The organism is Dyella sp. ASV21 (assembly GCF_016428975.1).
In the GTDB taxonomy this organism is placed as follows: domain Bacteria; phylum Pseudomonadota; class Gammaproteobacteria; order Xanthomonadales; family Rhodanobacteraceae; genus Dyella.
This window is the reverse complement of sequence record NZ_JAELTT010000073.1, coordinates 1-19,618: the sequence shown is the minus strand read 5'-3', so window position 1 is coordinate 19,618 and position 19,618 is coordinate 1. Positions and strand designations below refer to the sequence as shown.

Annotated in this window: 18 protein-coding genes and 1 pseudogene; 14 read left to right on the top strand and 5 right to left on the bottom strand. The window is 63.8% G+C overall.

All coding sequences use genetic code 11. From position 1 onward, the window contains the following. On the bottom strand, positions 1–724 hold a 724-nt coding region (locus JHD67_RS18070), incomplete at its 3' end, for a type I glyceraldehyde-3-phosphate dehydrogenase (RefSeq protein ID WP_199100587.1). A 191-nt stretch (positions 725–915) separates the two neighbouring features. Between JHD67_RS18070 and JHD67_RS18065 the strand changes: the two genes are divergently transcribed. From JHD67_RS18065 to JHD67_RS18045, 5 genes are all read left to right on the top strand, one after another. Then, positions 916–1,386, top strand: a complete 471-nt coding sequence (locus tag JHD67_RS18065) for an OsmC family protein (RefSeq protein ID WP_343214393.1) — start codon at positions 916–918, stop codon at positions 1,384–1,386. 71 nt (positions 1,387–1,457) lie between these two features. Next, positions 1,458–2,267 carry a S1/P1 nuclease gene (locus JHD67_RS18060; RefSeq protein WP_199100585.1) on the top strand — a complete coding sequence of 270 codons (810 nt, stop codon included), beginning with the start codon at positions 1,458–1,460 and terminating at the stop codon, positions 2,265–2,267. A 430-nt stretch (positions 2,268–2,697) separates the two neighbouring features. After that, complete coding sequence (gene pyk, locus JHD67_RS18055; protein WP_199100584.1) at positions 2,698–4,170, top strand: pyruvate kinase; 1,473 nt, start codon at positions 2,698–2,700, stop codon at positions 4,168–4,170. 79 nt (positions 4,171–4,249) lie between these two features. Beyond that, positions 4,250–4,699, top strand: a complete 450-nt coding sequence (locus tag JHD67_RS18050; RefSeq protein WP_199100583.1) for an energy transducer TonB — start codon at positions 4,250–4,252, stop codon at positions 4,697–4,699. 162 nt (positions 4,700–4,861) lie between these two features. Continuing rightward, positions 4,862–5,869, top strand: coding sequence for a class I fructose-bisphosphate aldolase (locus tag JHD67_RS18045; RefSeq protein ID WP_199100582.1), 1,008 nt, complete (start codon positions 4,862–4,864; stop codon positions 5,867–5,869). Between the two features lie 76 nt (positions 5,870–5,945). Here the strand turns inward: JHD67_RS18045 and JHD67_RS18040 are convergent, their stop codons facing one another. Further along, entirely contained in the window at positions 5,946–6,551 is a 606-nt protein-coding gene (locus tag JHD67_RS18040; protein WP_199100581.1) for an outer membrane beta-barrel protein, read from the bottom strand. 259 nt (positions 6,552–6,810) lie between these two features. Between JHD67_RS18040 and tkt the strand changes: the two genes are divergently transcribed. Continuing rightward, positions 6,811–8,814 (top strand): transketolase, encoded by a 2,004-nt coding sequence (gene tkt, locus JHD67_RS18035; RefSeq protein ID WP_199100580.1) that lies wholly within the window; start codon positions 6,811–6,813, stop codon positions 8,812–8,814. A 99-nt stretch (positions 8,815–8,913) separates the two neighbouring features. Here the strand turns inward: tkt and JHD67_RS18030 are convergent, their stop codons facing one another. Beyond that, positions 8,914–9,546, bottom strand: a complete 633-nt coding sequence (locus JHD67_RS18030; RefSeq protein ID WP_199100579.1) for an HAD hydrolase-like protein — start codon at positions 9,544–9,546, stop codon at positions 8,914–8,916. Further along, positions 9,546–10,724, bottom strand: a complete 1,179-nt coding sequence (locus tag JHD67_RS18025; RefSeq protein WP_199100578.1) for a phosphoglycerate kinase — start codon at positions 10,722–10,724, stop codon at positions 9,546–9,548. The genes JHD67_RS18030 and JHD67_RS18025 overlap by 1 nt, the downstream gene beginning before the upstream one ends. Before the next feature lie 135 nt (positions 10,725–10,859). On the opposite strand from JHD67_RS18025, the gene maiA reads away from it, so the two are divergent. Together maiA and JHD67_RS18015 are read left to right on the top strand one after the other, a co-directional pair. After that, entirely contained in the window at positions 10,860–11,525 is a 666-nt protein-coding gene (gene maiA, locus JHD67_RS18020; RefSeq protein WP_199100577.1) for a maleylacetoacetate isomerase, read from the top strand. Positions 11,526–11,531: 6 nt separating this feature from the next. Beyond that, positions 11,532–11,912, top strand: a complete 381-nt coding sequence (locus tag JHD67_RS18015; RefSeq protein WP_199100576.1) for a 2OG-Fe(II) oxygenase — start codon at positions 11,532–11,534, stop codon at positions 11,910–11,912. 5 nt (positions 11,913–11,917) lie between these two features. Here the strand turns inward: JHD67_RS18015 and JHD67_RS18010 are convergent, their stop codons facing one another. Beyond that, complete coding sequence (locus JHD67_RS18010; RefSeq protein ID WP_199100575.1) at positions 11,918–13,033, bottom strand: PilT/PilU family type 4a pilus ATPase; 1,116 nt, start codon at positions 13,031–13,033, stop codon at positions 11,918–11,920. An 83-nt stretch (positions 13,034–13,116) separates the two neighbouring features. Between JHD67_RS18010 and JHD67_RS18005 the strand changes: the two genes are divergently transcribed. The 6 genes and pseudogenes from JHD67_RS18005 to JHD67_RS17980 all read left to right on the top strand — a co-directional run. Beyond that, positions 13,117–13,707 (top strand): DUF4398 domain-containing protein, encoded by a 591-nt coding sequence (locus JHD67_RS18005; protein ID WP_199100574.1) that lies wholly within the window; start codon positions 13,117–13,119, stop codon positions 13,705–13,707. Beyond that, positions 13,704–14,327 carry a DUF4398 domain-containing protein gene (locus JHD67_RS18000; protein ID WP_199100573.1) on the top strand — a complete coding sequence of 208 codons (624 nt, stop codon included), beginning with the start codon at positions 13,704–13,706 and terminating at the stop codon, positions 14,325–14,327. The genes JHD67_RS18005 and JHD67_RS18000 overlap by 4 nt, the downstream gene beginning before the upstream one ends. 404 nt (positions 14,328–14,731) lie before the next feature. Further along, positions 14,732–14,959: a YdcH family protein gene (locus JHD67_RS17995; RefSeq protein WP_199100572.1), complete on the top strand. Its 228-nt coding sequence runs from the start codon at positions 14,732–14,734 to the stop codon at positions 14,957–14,959. 166 nt (positions 14,960–15,125) lie between these two features. Then, the gene (locus JHD67_RS17990) at positions 15,126–16,496 is read left to right on the top strand and encodes a pyridoxal-phosphate dependent enzyme (RefSeq protein WP_199100571.1); all 1,371 of its coding nucleotides are present in this window, start codon (positions 15,126–15,128) and stop codon (positions 16,494–16,496) included. Positions 16,497–16,632: 136 nt separating this feature from the next. Then, positions 16,633–18,462 (top strand): glutamine--fructose-6-phosphate transaminase (isomerizing), encoded by a 1,830-nt coding sequence (gene glmS, locus JHD67_RS17985; RefSeq protein WP_199100570.1) that lies wholly within the window; start codon positions 16,633–16,635, stop codon positions 18,460–18,462. A gap of 364 nt (positions 18,463–18,826) precedes the next feature. Next, positions 18,827–19,618, top strand: a pseudogene (locus JHD67_RS17980) (hypothetical protein); the annotation flags it as partial.

The window sequence follows — 19,618 nt, the reverse complement described above, 5'->3', positions numbered from 1 at the left end:
CGTTGATGGTCGGCACGCGCATGGCGAAGCCGTCCAGCTTGCCGTTGAGTTCCGGCAGCACCAGGCCCACCGCGGCGGCGGCGCCGGTTTTGGTCGGGATCTGGCTCATCGTGGCCGAACGGGCGCGACGCAGGTCCGAGTGATAGACGTCCGTCAGCACCTGGTCGTTGGTGTAGGCGTGGATGGTGGTCATCAGGCCGCGCTGGATGCCGATCTTCTCGTGCAGCACCTTGGCCAGCGGAGCCAGGCAGTTGGTGGTGCAGGAGGCGTTGGAGATCACTTCCAGCTTGGAGGTGAGCTTGTCGTGGTTCACGCCGTAGACGAAGGTGCCGTCCACGTCCTTGTCGCCCGGGGCCGAGATGATGACCTTCTTGGCGCCGGCGGCGAGGTGCGCGCTGGCCTTGGCCTTGGAGGTGAACAGGCCGGTGCACTCGAGCACCACGTCCACGCCCAGGTCACCCCACGGCAGCTTCGACGGATCGCGCTCGGCGCACACCTTGATGCGGTCGCCATTGACGATCAGATCGCCACCTTCCACCGACACCGTGCCCGGGAACTTGCCGTGGGCGGTGTCGTACTGGGTGAGGTGCGCGTTGGTCTCGGCATTGCCGAGGTCGTTGATGGCAACGATCTGGATTTCGTTGGTGCGACCGGCTTCGTAGAGTGCACGAAGAATGTTGCGGCCGATGCGACCGTAACCGTTGATGGCGACCTTGATGGCCATGGGACAGCGTCCTCCGGAATGAGGTGACGGAAGTGGCGGCTGTGGGACCGCCGTAAAACCATCATTTTAGCCTGAACCGGGCTGTCGGCTCACCTCGCCGCTGCGCGTACTCAATGGGGGCTGTTCAGGGACGGGCGAACGCGCTCAAATCGCGCATTCGGGCCGCTGGGGCCCTTGCTGAGGAGAGTACCGTGAGCGACGCAGAGCAGACCGTGGAGATCAGCCTGGAACAGGTGGCCGACTACGAGTTCAAGGTGCGTTTCGACGGCACGTCCATTCCCGATCTCGCCACGGACGAAACCTCGCCGCTGGGTCACGACGCCGGCCCCAATCCCTCGCGCCTGCTCGCCGCCGCGGTGGCCAACTGCCTCAGCGCGAGCCTGCTGTTTGCCCTGCGCAAATACAAGAACACGCCGGGGCCGCTGCAGGCGAAGGCCAGGGCGACGCTGACGCGGAACGAAACCGGGCGCTGGCGGATCACCCACATCGGCGTGGACCTGCAACTGGCCGACAAGGCCGAGCTGCTCGAACACCTCGATCGGGTGCTCGCCCAGTTCGAGGACTTCTGCATCGTGACGCAGAGCGTGCGCCACGGCATTGCCGTGGATGTGAACGTGCGCGACGGCGACGGCCAGGTGCTGCCGGTGCCCAACGCGGGCTAAGCAGAAGCTGGCGCAAAGCTGTCATCGAGCTGTGGCAGACTTGCCCGTTTCCCGTTGACGAAGCTTCGCCCATGTCCTTGCCGCGCCGCACTGCCGCTGTTGCCTTTCTCTGTTTCGCCCTGGTGCCGGCCGTGCAGGCCTGGGGGCCGCTGGGCCACAGCATCGTGGCCGATCTGGCGCAGCGTCACCTTAGCCCGCAGGCCGAGGCGGAAGTGGAGCGGCTGCTGGCGCCCGAGCACACCAAATCGCTGGCCGACATCGCCAGCTGGCCGGACGAGATCCGCAATGATCCCCAGCAGGACGCGTTGTGGAAGCAGACGCGTGGATTGCACTACATCGACTTTACGGCGGGCGACTGCAACTACACGCCGCCGCGCGACTGCAAGGACGGCCAGTGCATCGTCGAAGGCATCGATCATTATGTGAAGGTGTTGGGGGACAAGAAGCAGTCCGACGCGGCGCGCCTGGAGGCGCTCAAGTTCGTGGTGCACTTCATTGGCGACGAGCATCAGCCGCTGCACGGCGGCTCGCGCGACGACAAGGGCGGCAACGCTTACCAGGTGCAGTTCAACGGCAAGGGCACCAACTTGCACAGCGTGTGGGACTCGGGCCTGCTCAAGACGCACGGCCTGGAATGGAAGCCCTACGCCGACGAACTGGAGGCGCGCGGCCCCGCGCCGCTGCCGCGCCCGATCGCGCCGTTCGACAACGCCTACGCCCAGTGGGCGGAGGAGTCATGCCAGATCTCGCGCGATATTTATCCCGACGGCCACAAGATCGATCAGGCCTATGTCGACCGCGAGTTGCCGGTGGCTGAGCTGCGTCTGCGCGAAGCAGGCCGTCGCCTGGCCGAGGTACTCAACCTCACGCTGTCGCGCTGACGGTCGCAGGCCGCGAGGCCCGGGAACATGAACAAGGGCGAGCCACGGTGACGTGGGTCGCCCTTTCTCTTTAGGGCATTGCCGCGACGATTCGATCGCCGCTCATGCTCCATTTTGATGCGGCGCATCATGGTCTGTCGGGCGCTTGGGGCCGCCTTTGCGATCACCGGAACGTGCCTGCGCGCACGCTGTGAAGGTGGCGTGGGAGTGGATTGTATTTTGATGGGCGATGACACCAGTCCATCACCATACCTGCGTGCGCATATCAGACCAGTTGATGTCACCGATCCCCAAATACGCGCCGATGCGTAATACCAGTGCATACGCTGGTGCGTAGGCCACAAGCAGTCCAGTTTTGGCGCTTGGATCGAGGCAAAAAAACTCATCCACACCCTCTGGCGCAGCGTTGCAGTTCTGCTAGTTTGGAATGATGACTACCGAGAATCCGCTGCGACGCACCAAAATTGTTGCCACCCTCGGCCCCGCCACGGACGTGCCGGGCATGCTCGAGAAAATCATCGCCGAAGGCGTGGATGTGGTTCGCTTGAACCTCTCGCACGGCCAGCCGGACGACCATCGCGCGCGAGCCCTCGCTGTGCGCGATGTGGCCGTCAAGCTGGGACGCGAGGTGGGCGTACTCGCCGACCTGCAGGGTCCGAAGATTCGAGTTGAGCGTTTCGCCAACGGTCCCGTGGAGCTTCGTGTGGGCGATAGCTTCGTACTGGACTGTAGCCCCGGCGCACCGCTGGGCGATGCCACCCGCGTGGGTGTGAGCTATTACGGCTTGCCCAATGACGTGGTGGCCGGAGACGTGCTTCTGCTTGACGACGGCCTGGTGGCGTTGACGGTGGAGGCCGTGGTTGGCGCTGAGGTGCGTTGCAGCGTGTTGATCGGTGGTCGCCTTTCTGACCGCAAGGGTCTGAACCGCCAGGGTGGTGGTCTGTCCGTGTCGGCGCTGTCGGACAAGGACCGGGCCGACATCAAGCTTGCCGCGGAAATCGGTTGCGACTTCCTCGCCGTGTCCTTCGTGCGCTCCGGTGCCGACATGCACGAAGCGCGTCGCCTGTTGGAAGAGGCCGGCGGCAAAGCGTCGCTGGTGGCCAAGATCGAGCGCGCCGATGCGATTCCCGTGCTGGGCGAAATCATCGACGCGTCCGATGTGGTGATGGTGGCGCGTGGCGATCTGGGCGTGGAAATCGGCGATGCGGAGTTGCCGGGCCTGCAGAAAAAGATCATCCGCGAGTCGGTGCAGCGCAATCGCGCGGTGATCACCGCCACGCAGATGCTGCAGTCGATGGTGCGCTCGCCCATTCCGACCCGCGCCGAAGTGATGGACGTGGCCAACGCGGTGATCGATGGCACCGACGCGGTGATGCTGTCGGAGGAATCGGCGGCCGGTGCACATCCCGATAAGGCCGTGGCCGCGCTGCGCCGCATCTGCCTGGGCGCCGAGCGTCAGTTCGAGCCCAAGGAAGACGCCAATACCAGCGGTCATCACCTGGACCGCACCGATCAGGCGATCGCGCTGGCGGCGATGCTGCTGGCCAGCCAGCTGGGCGTGCGTGCCATCGTGGCGCTCACCGAATCGGGCGCGACCGCGCAGTGGTTGTCGCGTTACCGCAGCGCGGTGCCGATCTATGCGCTGTCGCCATTCGACGATGCGCGACGCCGCATGTCGGTGTTCCGCGACGTGCATGCGGTGAAGTTCACCCATATGTCGCAGACGCCGGCCGGTTCGGCCCGCGATGCCGTGCGCCAGTTGTTCGAACAGGGCACGCTGGTCGAGGGCGATCGCGTGGTGCTGACCCACGGCGACCATATCGGGCAGGGTGGCGGCACCAATACGCTCAAGCTGCTGTCGGTGGGCGCCCAGGGCGTGGTGGAGTGCCTGCGCGACCTCTAAGTGGGGCGTCGACGTCGGCCGGTGCGCCTTGGGGCTAGAATCCGGCCGACATCCCCACCCAGGCGCAGGAGATAGTTCGATGAACATGAAGTCACGACGCGGTATCCAGGCATTCGGGCTGGCACTGGCCGCCGCGGTCTGCGCGCCGCTGTTTGCCCAGGCGCAGGCGCGCATGGTGGGTCCGGAGCAGATCCAGTCCTACTGGATCATGCTCAACACCAAGGTCGACGCCGATGTTCCCAACAGCGGCCGCAACATGGACAAGCCCGGCTGCGTGGCGGTGAGCTACATGATCGGGTCGGACGGCGTGCCGCAGGGCGTCACGGTTCGCAAGGTCGTGCCGCAGAGCGATCTCGATGCCGTGGCCAAGAGCGTGGTGAACAACTTCCGCTATGGCCCGGCGCTGAAAAACGGCACCCATGAGCCGGTGTCCACCTATTTCATCGTGCCGTTCAACCTGCCGGCCGATCCGGCCCAGCGACAGTCCATCGTCAACGCCTGCAAGCTGCCGGGCTACGACCAGGCCTGACCCGCCTGGCGCATAGCGCGCCAGGCCCCTGGCTGCGCCGTTCAGGGCCGCTCCGGACCCTGGGCGGCCTTATGGCCTATAATCGCCGCCTTTGAGCCTACGCCGCCCCCTCGGGCGGCATCACCTTGTGCGGCCCACACCGCCTAAGTATCCGGAGTTGTCATGAGCATCGAAGATCTCGAAAGCGTCGCCCTTGCGATGGTCGCGCCCGGCAAGGGCATCATCGCCATCGACGAGTCGACCAACACCATCAAGAAGCGTTTCGAGGCCGTTGGCATCGAGAACACCGAAGAGAACCGCCGCGCCTACCGTGAGCTGCTGCTCACCGCGCCGGGCCTCAACGAGCACATCTCCGGCGCGATCCTGTACGACGAAACCATTCGTCAGTCGACGAAGGACGGCGTGCCCTTCACCCAGCTCATGAAGAAGAACGGCATTATTCCGGGCATCAAGGTCGACAAGGGCCCGGTGCCGCTGGCCGGCTTCCCGGGTGACGTGGTCACCGAGGGCTTGGATGGCCTGCGCGAGCGCCTGCAGGAATACGTGAAGCTGGGTGCCCAGTTCGCCAAGTGGCGCGCGGTGATCAATATCTCCGAAGACAACCCGTCCTCGACCGCCATCGAAGCCAATTGCCACGCGCTGGCCCGTTACGCTGCGCTGTGTCAGGAAGCGGGCCTCGTGCCGATGGTCGAGCCGGAAGTGATCATGGACGGCGATCACAGCATCGAAGTCAGCTACGAAGTGCACGAAGCCGTGCTGCGTAGCCTGTTCAACGCGCTGTACGAACAGAACGTGATGCTGGAAGGCACCATCCTGAAGGTCAGCATGGTCATCCCGGGCAAGGATGCAGACGAGCAGGTCGAGGTCGAAGAAGTGGCCGATGCCACCGTGCGCGTGCTCAAGACCACCGTGCCGGCCACCTTGCCGGGCATCGTGTTCCTCTCCGGTGGCCAGACGGATGAGCAGTCCACGGCCCATCTGAACGCCATGAACCGCATGGGTCCGCACCCGTGGCCGCTGAGCTTCTCCTATGGCCGCGCCATGCAGCAGGCAGCGCTTAAGCTGTGGGCCAAGGACATGAAGGCGAACTACGCTGATGCACAGAAGACCGTGCTGGCACGCGCCAAGGACAACGGCCTGGCCGCACTGGGTCAGTGGAGCGCCAAGTAAGTCGCGCTTTCCAACCTGTCGCAAAGAAAACGGGCGCCTCGCGGCGCCCGTTTTTGTTTACCTGTTTCTCAAGCTATCAGAAGCGGTATTCCGCGCTGACGCTGTACAGGTCGGTCGGCAGGTGGATGTTCTTGCTGCTATCGCTGCCCTGGTAGTAGTCGTAGTTCAGACCCAGGCTCCACTTCGGCGTGACGTTGTAGCCCACGCCCACACCGGCGTAATACTCGGTGCTGTTGAAGCGCACGAACTGCGGGTTGAACTTGTCGTTGGTCAGGCCCTCGCCCTTGGCGAAGAACGCACCGCCACGCAGTTCACCGTACCAGCTCGGGCTGATGTTGTAGCGCAGGTTCAAGCCGGCCGTGGCGCCCTGCAGCTTGGACTGGGCGTTGTTGCCGCTGTAATTCTGGGTGTACAGGCCGCGCGCATCGGGGCGACCCAGGTACACATAACCCACTTCGGCACCCAGCGAGGTTTCCGGGTTGATGGCAAAGCGGTAGCCGCCCTTCACGCCGCCGGCAACGTCGCCGTTGTCATAGGGACCCTTCTGCACATGGCCGTAACCGGCGTTCGCGCCAACGTACCAGCCCTGCTGGGCGGTCTGGCCGGCGTCCTGGGCGAAAGCGGCCGGGACAGCAACAAGGCCAGCGGTGGCAAGGGCAATAGCAAGAATGGACTTCTTCATGGGGTATTCCTCTTTGTCTTATTGGGTCAGACCGGGATGCCGGGGGTTCGGTCATCGTCGGTCCGTGCACCTGCTCGTAACGGTGCTGATCCTTAGATGGGGCGGCCCATGTTTAGTTTCAATACTCAGCAGTCCATTATTAAGGCGCGGTTAATTCATCGCAAGAGCCTGTTTGGGCGGCGGTTGGCGGGGCGACAGGGGCGGGGGGATCGGCGACAATAACGGCTTTTATCGCCGCCTTCCCCGGAGACTTCTTCAGATGACAACTCGCCGCGAACTCGCCAACGCCGTGCGCGCCCTCGCCATGGACGCCGTGGAAAAGGCCAACTCCGGCCACCCGGGCATGCCCATGGGCATGGCGGACATTGCCGAGGTGTTGTGGAACGATTTTCTCCAGCACAACCCGACCAACCCGAAGTGGTTCAACCGTGATCGCTTTGTGCTGTCCAACGGCCATGGCTCGATGCTGCAGTACGCCCTGCTGCACCTGACCGGCTACGACCTGCCGATGGATCAGCTGAAGAAGTTCCGCCAGCTGCACTCCAAGACCGCCGGTCACCCGGAAGCCAGCGAAACCCCGGGTGTGGAGACCACCACCGGCCCGCTCGGCCAGGGCCTGGCCAATGCCGTGGGTTTCGCGCTGGCCGAGAAGGTGCTGGCGGATCACTTCAATCGCCCCGGCCATGCCGTGGTCGATCACCACACCTATGTGTTCCTGGGCGACGGCTGCCTGATGGAAGGTATTTCGCATGAGGTCGCATCGCTGGCCGGTACGTGGAAGCTGGGCAAGCTAGTGGCGCTGTACGACGACAACGGCATCTCCATCGATGGCGAAGTGCACGGCTGGTTCACCGACAATACGCCGGAGCGTTTCGAGTCCTACGGCTGGAACGTGATCCGCGGTGTGGACGGCCACGATGCCGAGGCCATCAAGAAGGCCATCGCCGATGCGACCAGCCAGTCCGAGAAGCCCACGCTGATCTGTTGCCGCACCATCATCGGCTTTGGCGCTCCGCACAAGCAGGGTAAGGAAGAGAGCCACGGCGCGGCGCTGGGCAAGGACGAAGTGGCTGCCACGCGCGACGCGCTGGATTGGCGCCATGGTCCGTTCGAGATTCCCGCCGAGATCTACGCTGGCTGGGATCACAAGAAGGCAGGCGCCGAGCGCGAGGCCGCCTGGCACGACGCGGTGGCCAAGTACACCGCGGCTTTCCCGGAACTGGCTGCGGAGTTCAACCGCCGCGTTTCCGGCGAGCTGCCGTCCGATTGGGCCGCCAAGTCGCAGGCCTATGTCGAGAAGATGCAGGCCGATGGCCCCGAAGTGGCGTCGCGCAAGGCCTCGCAGATGGCCATCGAAGCCTTCGCACCGCTGCTGCCCGAACTGATCGGCGGCTCGGCCGACCTGGCCGGCTCCAACCTCACCAAGTGGAAGGGCAGCGTAGATGCCGGCAACGGTCACGCCGCCAATGGCAATTACGTTTACTACGGCGTGCGCGAGTTCGGCATGAGTGCCATCGCCAATGGCCTGGCCCTGCACGGCGGCTTTATTCCGTATGACGCTACCTTCCTGGTGTTCTCCGATTACGCACGCAATGCCGTGCGCATGAGCGCATTGATCCCGGCGCATGCCATTCACGTTTACACCCACGACTCGATCGGCCTGGGCGAAGACGGCCCGACCCATCAGCCGGTGGAGCACCTGGCCTCGTTGCGTTACATCCCGAACAACCAGGTGTGGCGCCCGTGCGACGCGGTGGAAACCGCGGTGTCCTGGAAACTTGCCGTCGAGCGCAAGGGCAACCCGGCGTGCCTGGTGTTCTCGCGTCAGAACCTCAAGCACCAGCAGCGCAGCACGCAGCAGGTGGCCGATATCGCGCGTGGCGGCTATGTGCTGTCCGACCCGCAGGACACGAAGTTCAAGGCCATCCTGATTGCCACCGGTTCGGAAGTGGAGCTGGCGATGGAAGCCGCCCGCACGCTGGCGCAGCAGAACGTGCCGGTGCGCGTGGTGTCCATGCCGTGCACCGAGGTGTTCGATGCGCAGCCGCTGGAATACCGCGAAGCGATCCTGCCGGGCTGGTGCCGCGCTCGCGTGGCGGTGGAAGCGGCCACGGCCGACTTCTGGCGCAAGTACGTGGGCCTCGATGGCGAGGTGGTGGGCATGACCACCTTCGGTGCCTCGGCGCCGGCACCGCAACTGTTCGAGCACTTCGGTTTCACCGTGGCCCATGTGGTCGATGCCGTGAAGCGTGTGGTCGGCTGATGCACGCAACACCCTCTCTCTTCGGAGAGAGGGTGTTGCTTGCCCATGAAAAACGCCGCATTTATCGCGGCGTTTTTCATGGGTGAAGATCAGGCCGGCTTAGGCGGCCAACAAGGTCGTGAGATGCTCAGGATCGCGCGCGATGGCATCGGCGCCGGCTTTCTCCAGCTCCTCGCGGCTGCCAAAGCCCCATAACACGCCGACACCGCGTACCTGATTCGCCACGGCGCCGTCGATGTCGAAATGACGGTCGCCGATCATCACCGCGTGTTCGCGCGGTGCGCCGAAATCCGCAAGCGCGGCGGCGATCATGCTGGCTTTTTCGCTGTGCGGGCTGGAAGGATCCGGCCCGTAGAGGCGACTGAACAAGCCGCCGAAGGGCAGGTTTTCCATGATCGGGCGAGCGTGGCGCTCGGGCTTGCTGGTGACCACGGCCAGCTCATGGCCGGCGGCTTTCAGCCGGCCAATCATGGCTTCGATACCCGGGTAGACCGTGTGTTCGCGCCAGCCGATCACATGGAAACGCTGGTGATACAGCTCCACGGCTTGTTCGATGCGATCGTGATCGTGCCCCAGCAGCGGCGCAAAGCTATGCCGCAGCGGCGGGCCAATCCAGTGGCGCATCTCGGCAGGATGTTCCACCCCCAATTGCGTCAGCGCGTGGCGGACGCAACCGAGAATGCCCACTTCCGAGTCGATCAGGGTGCCATCAAGGTCGAACAGGCAAAGCATTACTTGCCCGCGCGCGCTTTGAGTGCCGCTACCGCCGGCAGCTCCTTGCCTTCCAGGAATTCAAGGAAGGCGCCGCCACCGGTGGAGATGTACGAGACATCCTTCTCGATGCCGTACTTGTCCACGGCCGCCAGGGTGTCGCCACCGCCTGCGATGGAGAAGGCCGGCGAGGCGGCGACAGCGCGCGCCAGCGTTTCGGTACCGTGGCCGAAGGCGTCGAACTCGAACACGCCCACCGGGCCGTTCCACACGACGGTGCCGGCCTTGGCGATCATCTCGGCGTAGCGGCGCGCGGTTTCGGGGCCGATGTCCAGGATCAGCTCGCCGTCTTTCACCTCATCCACCGCCTTGACCGTGGCCGGGGCGTGCGCGGAGAACTCCGGCGCCACCACCACGTCCACCGGTACCGGCACCTCGGCGTTGCGGCGCTTGGCGTCCGCGATGACCTTTTTGGCGGCCGGAATGAGATCGGGCTCGTACAGCGAGTTGCCGACCGAATGGCCCAGGGCGGCGATGAAGGTGTTGGCGATGCCGCCACCCACGATAAGCTGGTCGACCTTGCCGATCAGGTTCTCCAGCAGGGTGAGCTTGGTGGAGACCTTGGAGCCGGCGACAATGGCCAGCAGCGGGCGAGCGGGGTTTTCCAGGGCCTTGCCCAGCGCATCGAGCTCGGCCGAGAGCAGCGGGCCGGCGGCGGCGATCGGGGCGAACTTGATTACGCCATGGGTGGAGGCTTGGGCGCGGTGCGCGGTGCCGAAGGCGTCCATGACAAAGATGTCGCACAGCGCGGCGTACTTCTTGGACAGCGCTTCGTCGTCCTTGCCCTCGCCCACGTTCATGCGGCAGTTTTCCAGCACCACCACCTCGCCGTCGGCTACCTCGACACCGTCGAGATAGTCGGCCACCAGGCGCACCGGCTGCCCCAGCTTGTCGCTCAACCACTGGGCGACCGGCGCCAACGAGGATTCGGCGTCGAACTGGCCTTCCTTCGGACGGCCCAGGTGCGACAGCACCATCACCTTGGCGCCAGCGTCGCGGGCAGCCTTGAGGGTGGGCAGGGCGGCGTCCAGGCGCTGGGTGGAGGTGATGTGCCCGTTCTCGATCGGCACGTTCAGGTCTTCGCGGATCAGCACGCGCTTGCCGCGCAGATCAAGATCGCTCATGCGGGTGACGGACACGGGGAACTCCCTAGCTTTGGATTCGTGGATGGGCGCCTTGCGGCGCGAACCGCATATTGTCCTGCCCGCTTGGCAGCGATGCAAACCGCATGACAGGTATCCTTGCCCACTGGTATTTCCCGGGAGGACATGGCCATGGGCCAGGATGTGGTGTTGTACGGCTATTGGCGCTCCAGCGCCGCCTATCGCGTGCGTATCGCCTTGAACCTCAAGGGACTGGCGTATGAATCCCGTCCGGTGCACCTGGTGAACAACGGCGGCGAACAGCACGCGCCGGACTTCAAGGCGCTCAATCCCCAGGAACTGGTGCCTTGCCTTGTGGACGGCGGACGGGTGCTGACCCAGTCGATGGCGATCGTGGAGTATCTGGAGGAAACCCGTCCCACACCGGCCTTGCTGCCAGCCGATCCCGCGGGCCGAGCGCGTGTGCGGGCGCTGGCGCAGTTGGTGGGCTGTGATGTGCATCCGCTGGGCAACCTGCGCGTGCTGCAGTATCTCAACGCCCAGTTCGGTCTGGACGACGCGGCCAAGGCTGTGTGGTCGCGCCATTGGATCGGCGAGGGGCTGCAGGCGTTGGAAAGCATGCTGGCGGGCCATGTGGATACCGGTCGTTTCTGTCACGGCGACACGCCGACCCTGGCCGATGCCTGCCTGGTGCCGCAGATCTACAACGCCGTGCGCTGGAAGCTTCCGCTGGATGATTACCCCACGATTGGCCGCATTTATCAGGCGTGTGAAGCGCTGGAAGCCTTCCAGAGGGCCGCTCCGGAGGCGCAGGCCGACGCGCCAGCGCCGGTCTGATCGCCCGTGACCACGGCATGGGGGCGGTTATGGCGTTGGCAGAAAGGGCGCCAAGGCAGCGGTTACGACAAACTGCTATTGGGTGGGCTGCTCTGGCCCATCCCGTGTGATTGCTACTTGCTGCGCTTCCCGAGCGGTACGTCCGTGCCGCCGCATACCGACAGAGTCGCGCACGGCCGCCATTACCGGCTGAACATCATTCTTCGCGCGGCCACGCGGGGCGGGGAGTTCGTATGCGCGCGGCCGATCCATGTCAGCCGGCGCATCAAGCTGTTTCGACCGGATCTGGAAGAGCACAGCGTAACCACCATCGAGGCGGGCACGCGCTGGGTGCTCAGCATCGGTTGGGTACGTGGCGCACGGGGCGCGACGCGCCCCGCAGCCTGAGCAGATCAGAAACCGAGGCCGTAGGGGTCGTTGCCCACCAATTCGGTGCTTTCGGTGTTGCCGCCCTCGGACAGGCGGATCTTGAGCGCCAGTCCATCGCGCGAGTCGGCCTTGTTGAGCGCTTCTTCCAGCTCGATGCGACCTTCCTTATACAGTCGGTACAGCGACTGGTCGAAGGTCTGCATGCCTTCCTGCAGGCTGCGGTCCATGGCTTCCTTGACGTCATGCACCTGGCCGCGGCGGATCATGTCGCGGATCAGCGGCGTGTTGAGCAGCACTTCCACCGCCGGCAGGCGGCGCCCGTCTTTGCCCACTACCAGGCGCTGGCTGATCACCGCGCGCAGGTTGAGCGCCAGGTTCATCAGTACATTCTTGTGGGCCGATTCCGGGAAGAAGTTAAGGATGCGCTCCAGCGTCTGGTCAGCGTTGTTCGAGTGCAGGGTGGCCAGGCACAAGTGGCCCGTTTCGGAGAAGGCGATGGCGGCCTCCATGGTATCGGTGTCGCGGATCTCACCGATCATGATCACGTCTGGCGCCTCGCGCATCGCGTTGCGCAGGGCCTCGTGATAGCTATGCGTGTCCAGGCCGACCTCGCGCTGGTTCACGATCGATTTCTTATGGCGATGCAGATACTCGATCGGGTCCTCGATGGTGAGGATGTGGCCCGAAGAATTCTGGTTGCGGTGATCGATCATCGCGGCCAGCGTGGTCGATTTGCCCGACCCGGTGGCGCCCACCACGAGGATCAAGCCGCGCGGTTCCATGATCAGATCGCGGAAAATGCTCGGCAGCTGCAGTTGGTCGACGCTGGGAATCTCGCTCTTGATGGCACGGATGACCATGCCCACTTCGCCGCGCTGCTTGAACACGTTGATGCGGAAACGGCCGGCTTCCTTGACCGCCAGTGCCATGTTCAGCTCCAGGTCGCGCTCAAATTGCGGTACCTGGCCCTCATCCATCAGCGAATATGCGATCTTCTTGACCATGCCGCTCGGCAGGCCGGTATTGCCCAGCGGATAGAGTTTGCCCTCGACCTTGATGTTCACAGGGGCGCCCGTCGTCAGGAACATATCCGACGCACCCTTGTCAACCATTAGCTTGAGGAAATAACCAATGTCCACTCGAATCCCCTAATTCCGCGCGCATTGCTAAAGTCGATTATGCCCGCCCACAATACGCTGCGACACTCCGAGAGGACTGAGTGATGGTGCACATCTTTTTCCCGCTGTCGGGCCGCCGAGCAGGCGTCCGCACGGTGGTTTCGACCCTCACGCTGGCGATGACGCTGGCGCTGGCCGGCTGCGCTTCCGCGCCGCCGCCCGATGGGGCCATGAATCAGGCGCAGATGCAGCTGCGAGCGGCACGCGATGCCGACGCGGCCGATTACGCCCCGGTTGACCTGGGTTTTGCCCAGAACAAGTTCCTGCAGGCGCAGAACGCCATGGCCAATCGCAAGTACGACGACGCGGCGCTGTTGGCGGATGAGGCGCGCGCGGACGCTGAGCTGGCCCGTGCCAAGGCACGCCTGGCAGCGACCCGCGCCCAGATTCAAAGCAAGACCGCGGCCAACCAGCAGCTGCGTGACCAGATCGACCAGGCGCTGGCTACCGAGCAGCAGCAGTCCCAGACCCAGGACAGCAGCCTGCCGGCCCAGCAACCGACCAACGATATGCCGGCGCCGCCGTCGTCCTCGCTCAACGAAGCCATCCCGCAGGGGCAGGGCTTCCAAACCATCCCCCAGAACAACGATCAGACCGTTCCCCAGTCGCATGATGACCAGGGAGGCCACCCATGAAATTCTTGAATCTTCGAGTGGCCGCGTTGTGCCTCGCCATTGCCGCTACCGGCGCCGTCCATGCCAAGGACGACATGGATGTGGCTCGCTTGAACAACAGCCTTGACCAACTGGCCAGCGATCCCGCTCTGGGCGTCTATGCGCAGGCCGAGCAGGCGCGTGCTCGCGACGCGGTGAACCAGCTGGCCCAGGCGCGCTCGCGCGACCGCGCCCATGCGCTCTATCTGGCCGAGCGCCGGGTAGATCTGGCCCGGGCTACCGCGCAGTTGCAGGAAGCCCAGTTGCAGGTCAACAAGCTCGATCGGGAGCATGACCAGATCCAGCTGGACGGTAGCCGCCGTGAAGCCGAACAGGCCCGCCGTGAGCTGGAGCGCCAGCGTTTGCAGTACCAGATGGCCCAGGAAGAGTCCGCTCGCCAGGTTGCCGCTGGCGCCGAGGCGGCCGCCCAAGCCCAGGCTGAGGCCGATCAGGCCAAGAAGCTGGCTGCGGCCCAGGCCAAGGTGGCCAACGCGGCGAAGAAGCAGGCCGACCTGGCGGCGCAGGCTGCGCGTGCCATGCGCGCCCATATGCAGGACGCCAACAGCGCCGGCGACAGCACCAGCAAGGATCAGGGTAAGTAAGACCAGCTCCCTGACAAGGTAGGCACTCAAAGGCCGGCCAGTTCCCTGGTCGGCCTTTGTGTTTTCTCCGTTTGCGCGCTATGCGAAGCGCTTTGTTCAATTTGCGAAAAATGCGCGTTTGAAGGGTGCAAAATCCTGTTTTGACAGGCTTTTTTTGCATTGTCTGGAGATGGCTTCCAGGTCCTTTATGACGCTTGCATGACCCCTTTTCGGGGAGTAGGGTCAAGGTCCCAGGGGGCATCTCCGCCGCCTGGGTTACCGACCTGAATCATGCGCGCATCCTTCCCTTCCATCGATGTCCATGCACCGCCGACGCGGCATGGATCGTGGGTGCGTGCCCAGGGTTCAGCGTCTGCGGGCGCCCCTTCCCAGGCGTCTGCCGTTCTCTCTAGAGGAGGTGAATCATGTTCGAAAACCAGCAGCGTGATGATGTCGAAGCTTTGATGAAGGCCGATGCGGAGTTTCGTCGGCTCTATCAGCACCATCAGGAGCTCGACAGCAAGGTGCACGACGCCGAAATTGGCGTGCTTCCCATCGACGATATGACTCTCAGCGGGATGAAGAAGGAGAAACTCCACGCCAAGGAGCGACTCCAACGCATGTGGGACAGTCGCTCGCACCGCATCAACTGAATCTGCGAGGTTTCGCATGAACGCGGCCCCGGCACCTCCCTCCCTGGGACGGTTTCCGGGGCCGTTTCGTCTCTGGGTGGACAGGGAGACGCCAGCGCGGCTCGGTTATCATCCGTGTCCTTTCCTGCGGTCCGGAGACTGCGGGAACTTACAGCAAGGAGTCCCCATGACGGTCCACCAGAGTGTCCTCGAACTGATCGGACGTACCCCGATGGTACGCGCGCAGCGTCTGGACGTCGGGCCGTGTGAGCTGTTCCTCAAGCTGGAGAGCGCCAACCCTGGTGGTTCGATCAAGGACCGTATTGGCTTATCCATGATCGAGGGCGCCGAGCGTGCCGGCAAAATCCGCCCGGGCGATACGCTGGTGGAAGGCACGGCCGGCAATACGGGGCTGGGCCTGGCCCTGGTCGCGCAGCAGAAGGGTTACCGCCTGATCCTGGTGGTGCCGGACAAGATGAGCCGCGAGAAGATCTTCAACCTCAAGGCCATGGGCGCCGAAGTGGTGCTGACCCGCTCGGACGTGGCCAAGGGCCATCCCGAGTATTACCAGGACATGGCTGAGCGTATCGCGCGCGAAACCCCGGGCGCGTATTTCATCAACCAGTTTGGCAACCCGGACAACCCGGCCGCGCATATCGCCACCACGGGCCCCGAGATCCTCGCGCAACTGGATGGCAAGGTGGACGCCATCGTGGTCGGCTGCGGCTCCTCGGGCACGCTGAGCGGTCTCTCCAAGTTCTTTGCCGAGCATTCGCCCAACACCGAGTTCGTGCTGGCCGACCCGGTGGGTTCGATCCTGGCGCAGTACATCAACGAGGGCACGCTCTCCACCAAGTCAGGCAGCTGGATGGTGGAAGGCATTGGCGAAGACTTCCTGCCGAGCATCAGCGACTTCACGCGGGTGAAGAAAGCCTATGCCATTCCCGACAAGGAGAGCTTCCTGGCCGCGCGTGAGCTGCTGGCGAAGGAGGGCATCCTGGGGGGCTCGTCGACCGGCACGTTGCTGGCCGCCGCGCTGCGCTACTGCCGTGAGCAGGCAACTCCCAAGCGCGTGGTGACGCTGGTGTGCGATACGGGCAACAAATACCTCTCGAAGATGTACAACGACTACTGGATGCTCGACAACGGCTTCATCGAGCGCGAACAGCATGGCGATCTGCGCGATCTGCTGCTGCGCCCCTTTGCGCAGCGCGATACCGTGGTGGTGGGTCCGAACGAACTGCTGATGACGGCCTACACACGCATGAAGCTCTACGACGTGTCGCAACTGCCGGTGATGGATGGCAGTCGCCTGGTTGGCATCCTCGACGAATCGGACGTGCTGATGCATGTGCATGCGAACGAAAGCAAGTTCCGCGATGCCGTGTCCACCGCCATGATCACCCACCTGCAAATGCTGGATGTGCGATCGCCCATCGAATCGCTGTTGCCAGTGTTCGAGCGTGGCCACGTGGCCATTGTGGTGGATGGCGAGCAGTTCCTTGGCCTGATCACGCGCATCGACCTGCTGAACTATCTACGCCGCAAGGTGCATTGATTCGAGCGCGTCGCGGCTTCCAGGATAGGCCGCCGGCTCGCCCGCCGGTGGCCATGAAAGTTTGTTGAAATAGGGCGCCGACAAAGTCGCGGTCTGCGACCCTCAAGGTCGCACCTGTTTTCAAGGAGTAACACCCATGTGTGGAATCGTAGCCGCTGCCGCCCAGCGTGATGTGGCGCCCCTGTTGATCGCGGGCCTGAAGGCGCTCGAATACCGCGGTTATGACTCGGCTGGCTTGGCCGTGCTCGATCACGGCAGCATTCACCGCGTTCGCGCCAAAGGCAAAGTGCGCGAGATGGAATCGCTCTACCTGGCGCACCCGTTCCCGGGTGGCACCGGAATCGCGCATACGCGCTGGGCCACCCACGGCGTGCCCAACGAGGCAAACGCACATCCCCATGTGGCCGGCAGCGTGGCGTTGGTGCACAACGGCATCATCGAAAACTACGCCAGCCTGCGCGCCGATCTGCAGGCTCGCGGCCATGTCTTCACCTCGGAAACCGATACCGAAGTGATGGCCGCCTTGATCAGCGAGCATGTGGAGTCGGGCCTGGGGCTGCGTGAGGCGGTGCTCGCCACCGTGCGCGAGCTGGAAGGCGCCTATGCCATCGCCGTGGTTTCCAGCAAGGAACCCGGCCGCGTGGTGGGTGCGCGTCACGGCGCGCCGCTGTTGGTGGGCGTGGGCATTGGCGAGCATTTCCTGGGATCGGATGCGCAGGCACTGATCCAGGTGACCAACAAAATCATCTATCTCGAAGAAGACGATGTCGTCGAGATCACCCGCGATGGTGTGGCGATCTATGGCATCGCTGGTCAGCGCGTCGAACGCTCCATGCATGAAAGTGAACTCTCCGCTGATGCGGTAGAGCGTGGCGAATATCGCCACTACATGCAGAAGGAAATCTTCGAACAACCCAGCGCGGTTGCCGCCACGCTGGAGGCGCGCATTGGCCCCCATGGCGTGCTGCCGAACATCTTTGGCGTGGATGGCGATGCACTGCTGTCGCGCGTACGCGGGCTGCATATCATCGCCTGTGGCACCAGCTATCACGCGGGCATGGTGGCCAAGTACTGGATTGAGGAATACGCCCGTCTGCCGGTCTCGGTGGAAGTGGCCAGTGAATACCGATATCGCGAAGCGGTGGTGCCTGATGGCACGCTGTTCCTGGCCATTTCCCAATCGGGAGAAACCGCCGACACGCTCGCCGCGATGCGCGAGTCGCGCCGTCGTGGCTACCTGGGCACCTTGGCGATCTGCAACGTGCCCGAGTCCTCGGTGGTGCGCGAGGCCGACCTCAAGCTGATGACGCGCGCGGGCCCGGAAATTGGCGTGGCTTCCACCAAGGCCTTCACCACCCAGCTTTCCGCGCTTGCGCTGCTTACGCTGCACCTGGCGAATCAGCGTGGCCTTGACCATGCGCGCTATGTGGATCTGTGCGCACAGCTGCAGCATCTACCTCGCGCGATCGAGGAAGCCCTAAAGCTGGAGCCGCAGATCATCGATCTTGCCGCGCACCTGATCCATCGCCAGCACGCGCTATTCCTGGGCCGTGGCGCGCACTACCCGGTGGCATTGGAAGGGTCGCTCAAGCTCAAGGAAATCTCCTATATTCACGCCGAGGCGTACCCCGCCGGTGAACTCAAGCACGGCCCGCTGGCGCTGGTGGACGAAGACATGCCGGTCATCGCCGTGGCGCCGAGCGGCCCTCTGCTCGACAAGCTCAAATCGAACTTGCAGGAAGTCCGCGCTCGTGGTGGCGAACTGCTGGTTTTCGCCGATGGCGACGCCTGCCTGGAAGGCAACAATGCGCGAGGCGTGACGCTGCGTATCGATGGCGGTGGCGACTTCATCGCCCCGGCGGTGTTCACCGTACCCCTTCAACTGCTCGCCTATCATGTAGCGGTGTTGCGTGGAACCGATGTGGACCAGCCACGCAATCTGGCCAAATCGGTGACGGTGGAATAATGCCGTCGTGTGAAAGCAACGCGCATTGAGTGCGTCGTCCCGTCGCAAAAAAACGCCTCCTAAGGGGGGCGTTTTTTGTTCGCACATGCCGGGTTGAAATTGCTGCGCCACAGCATGATCAGCGGCATCGATGTTTCAAACGCCGTGTTTTTCCGCGTTTTCCAGGGTGGCGTCATGGCGGCCCCAGGCTTTCTTTCACTGCCGCTTTAATGTCAAATGATCCAGGGCTTCATCTGAATTTCTCGCTGCTCCAGCGATCGCTGCCAGCGCCGTCGTGCCTTCGCCGGTGCCGGCAGCAGGGTCACTACTGGGCACATGCACGAGGCCTCTGCAACCTGCGCACCGAGGCGGAACCGCGAACGTCATGAAATTTCTCGTATACGCGCATGTCGACCAGGACACCATAGGGAAGCGGCTCGGTACGGCCGACTACAGCTATTTCTTTCTGTTGCGTTCGTTCGCCAGAGTGTTAGCCGACATGGGCGAGGTGGTGCAGGTGCGTCAGCTCGATGAGATGGCACGCGTGCACGATGAATGTGTGGCGCAAGGCGAGCACTGCGTTGTCTTCTCATTCACACCGCCGCATAAGACGCCGGTGGACCTGAGCTTTCCCGTGATTCCCGTCTTTGCCTGGGAATATCCAAACATTCCCGAAGAGATCCAGGAGGAATCGTGGTTGGACGATCCTCGCAACGACTGGCGCTATGTGTTCCATCGCACGGGACGAGCCATCGCCTTGTCCACGCATACGTTGGACGCGGTACAGAAGAGCATGGGCGAGGACTACCGCATCGCCGCGATCCCGGCGCCCTTGTGGCAGAAGCCCTTGGTGGCCGCGCGTGAACCGGGACGACCCGGCAAGATCGCGCGCCTGAGTCTTAACGCGAGCGTTGCCGACAGCCGGCAGATGGGTCTGAGCGATGAGGGCCTGATCTACGACGTCGACGAAGACGGCACCCTGTTTCATCCCGATGATCACCGCCTGATCCCGCCGGTGACGCCCCGGCTCGTGCGTCCTTCGGCCGCACAGCTGGTCGCCATTGAACGCAAGGGCGCCCGGCCGCTTGAACCGCATGAGTACTGGACGGAGCCCTGCGGCTGGGACCCGCCGCCAGCGTATCGTTACCGGATGGACCCGCATGGTGTGGTCTACACC

What these genes read in the sequence shown, in the direction of transcription:
- JHD67_RS18030 (WP_199100579.1), bottom strand. Translation starts at nt 9,546, where the DNA reads ATGCTTTGCCTGTTCGACCTTGATGGCACCCTGATCGACTCGGAAGTG.
- tkt (WP_199100580.1), top strand. Translation starts at nt 6,811, where the DNA reads ATGACAACTCGCCGCGAACTCGCCAACGCCGTGCGCGCCCTCGCCATG.
- JHD67_RS18050 (WP_199100583.1), top strand. Translation starts at nt 4,250, where the DNA reads ATGAACATGAAGTCACGACGCGGTATCCAGGCATTCGGGCTGGCACTG.
- JHD67_RS18000 (WP_199100573.1), top strand. Translation starts at nt 13,704, where the DNA reads ATGAAATTCTTGAATCTTCGAGTGGCCGCGTTGTGCCTCGCCATTGCC.
- JHD67_RS18060 (WP_199100585.1), top strand. Translation starts at nt 1,458, where the DNA reads ATGTCCTTGCCGCGCCGCACTGCCGCTGTTGCCTTTCTCTGTTTCGCC.
- JHD67_RS18045 (WP_199100582.1), top strand. Translation starts at nt 4,862, where the DNA reads ATGAGCATCGAAGATCTCGAAAGCGTCGCCCTTGCGATGGTCGCGCCC.
- glmS (WP_199100570.1), top strand. Translation starts at nt 16,633, where the DNA reads ATGTGTGGAATCGTAGCCGCTGCCGCCCAGCGTGATGTGGCGCCCCTG.
- maiA (WP_199100577.1), top strand. Translation starts at nt 10,860, where the DNA reads ATGGGCCAGGATGTGGTGTTGTACGGCTATTGGCGCTCCAGCGCCGCC.
- JHD67_RS18040 (WP_199100581.1), bottom strand. Translation starts at nt 6,551, where the DNA reads ATGAAGAAGTCCATTCTTGCTATTGCCCTTGCCACCGCTGGCCTTGTT.
- JHD67_RS18005 (WP_199100574.1), top strand. Translation starts at nt 13,117, where the DNA reads ATGGTGCACATCTTTTTCCCGCTGTCGGGCCGCCGAGCAGGCGTCCGC.
- JHD67_RS17990 (WP_199100571.1), top strand. Translation starts at nt 15,126, where the DNA reads ATGACGGTCCACCAGAGTGTCCTCGAACTGATCGGACGTACCCCGATG.
- pyk (WP_199100584.1), top strand. Translation starts at nt 2,698, where the DNA reads ATGACTACCGAGAATCCGCTGCGACGCACCAAAATTGTTGCCACCCTC.
- JHD67_RS17995 (WP_199100572.1), top strand. Translation starts at nt 14,732, where the DNA reads ATGTTCGAAAACCAGCAGCGTGATGATGTCGAAGCTTTGATGAAGGCC.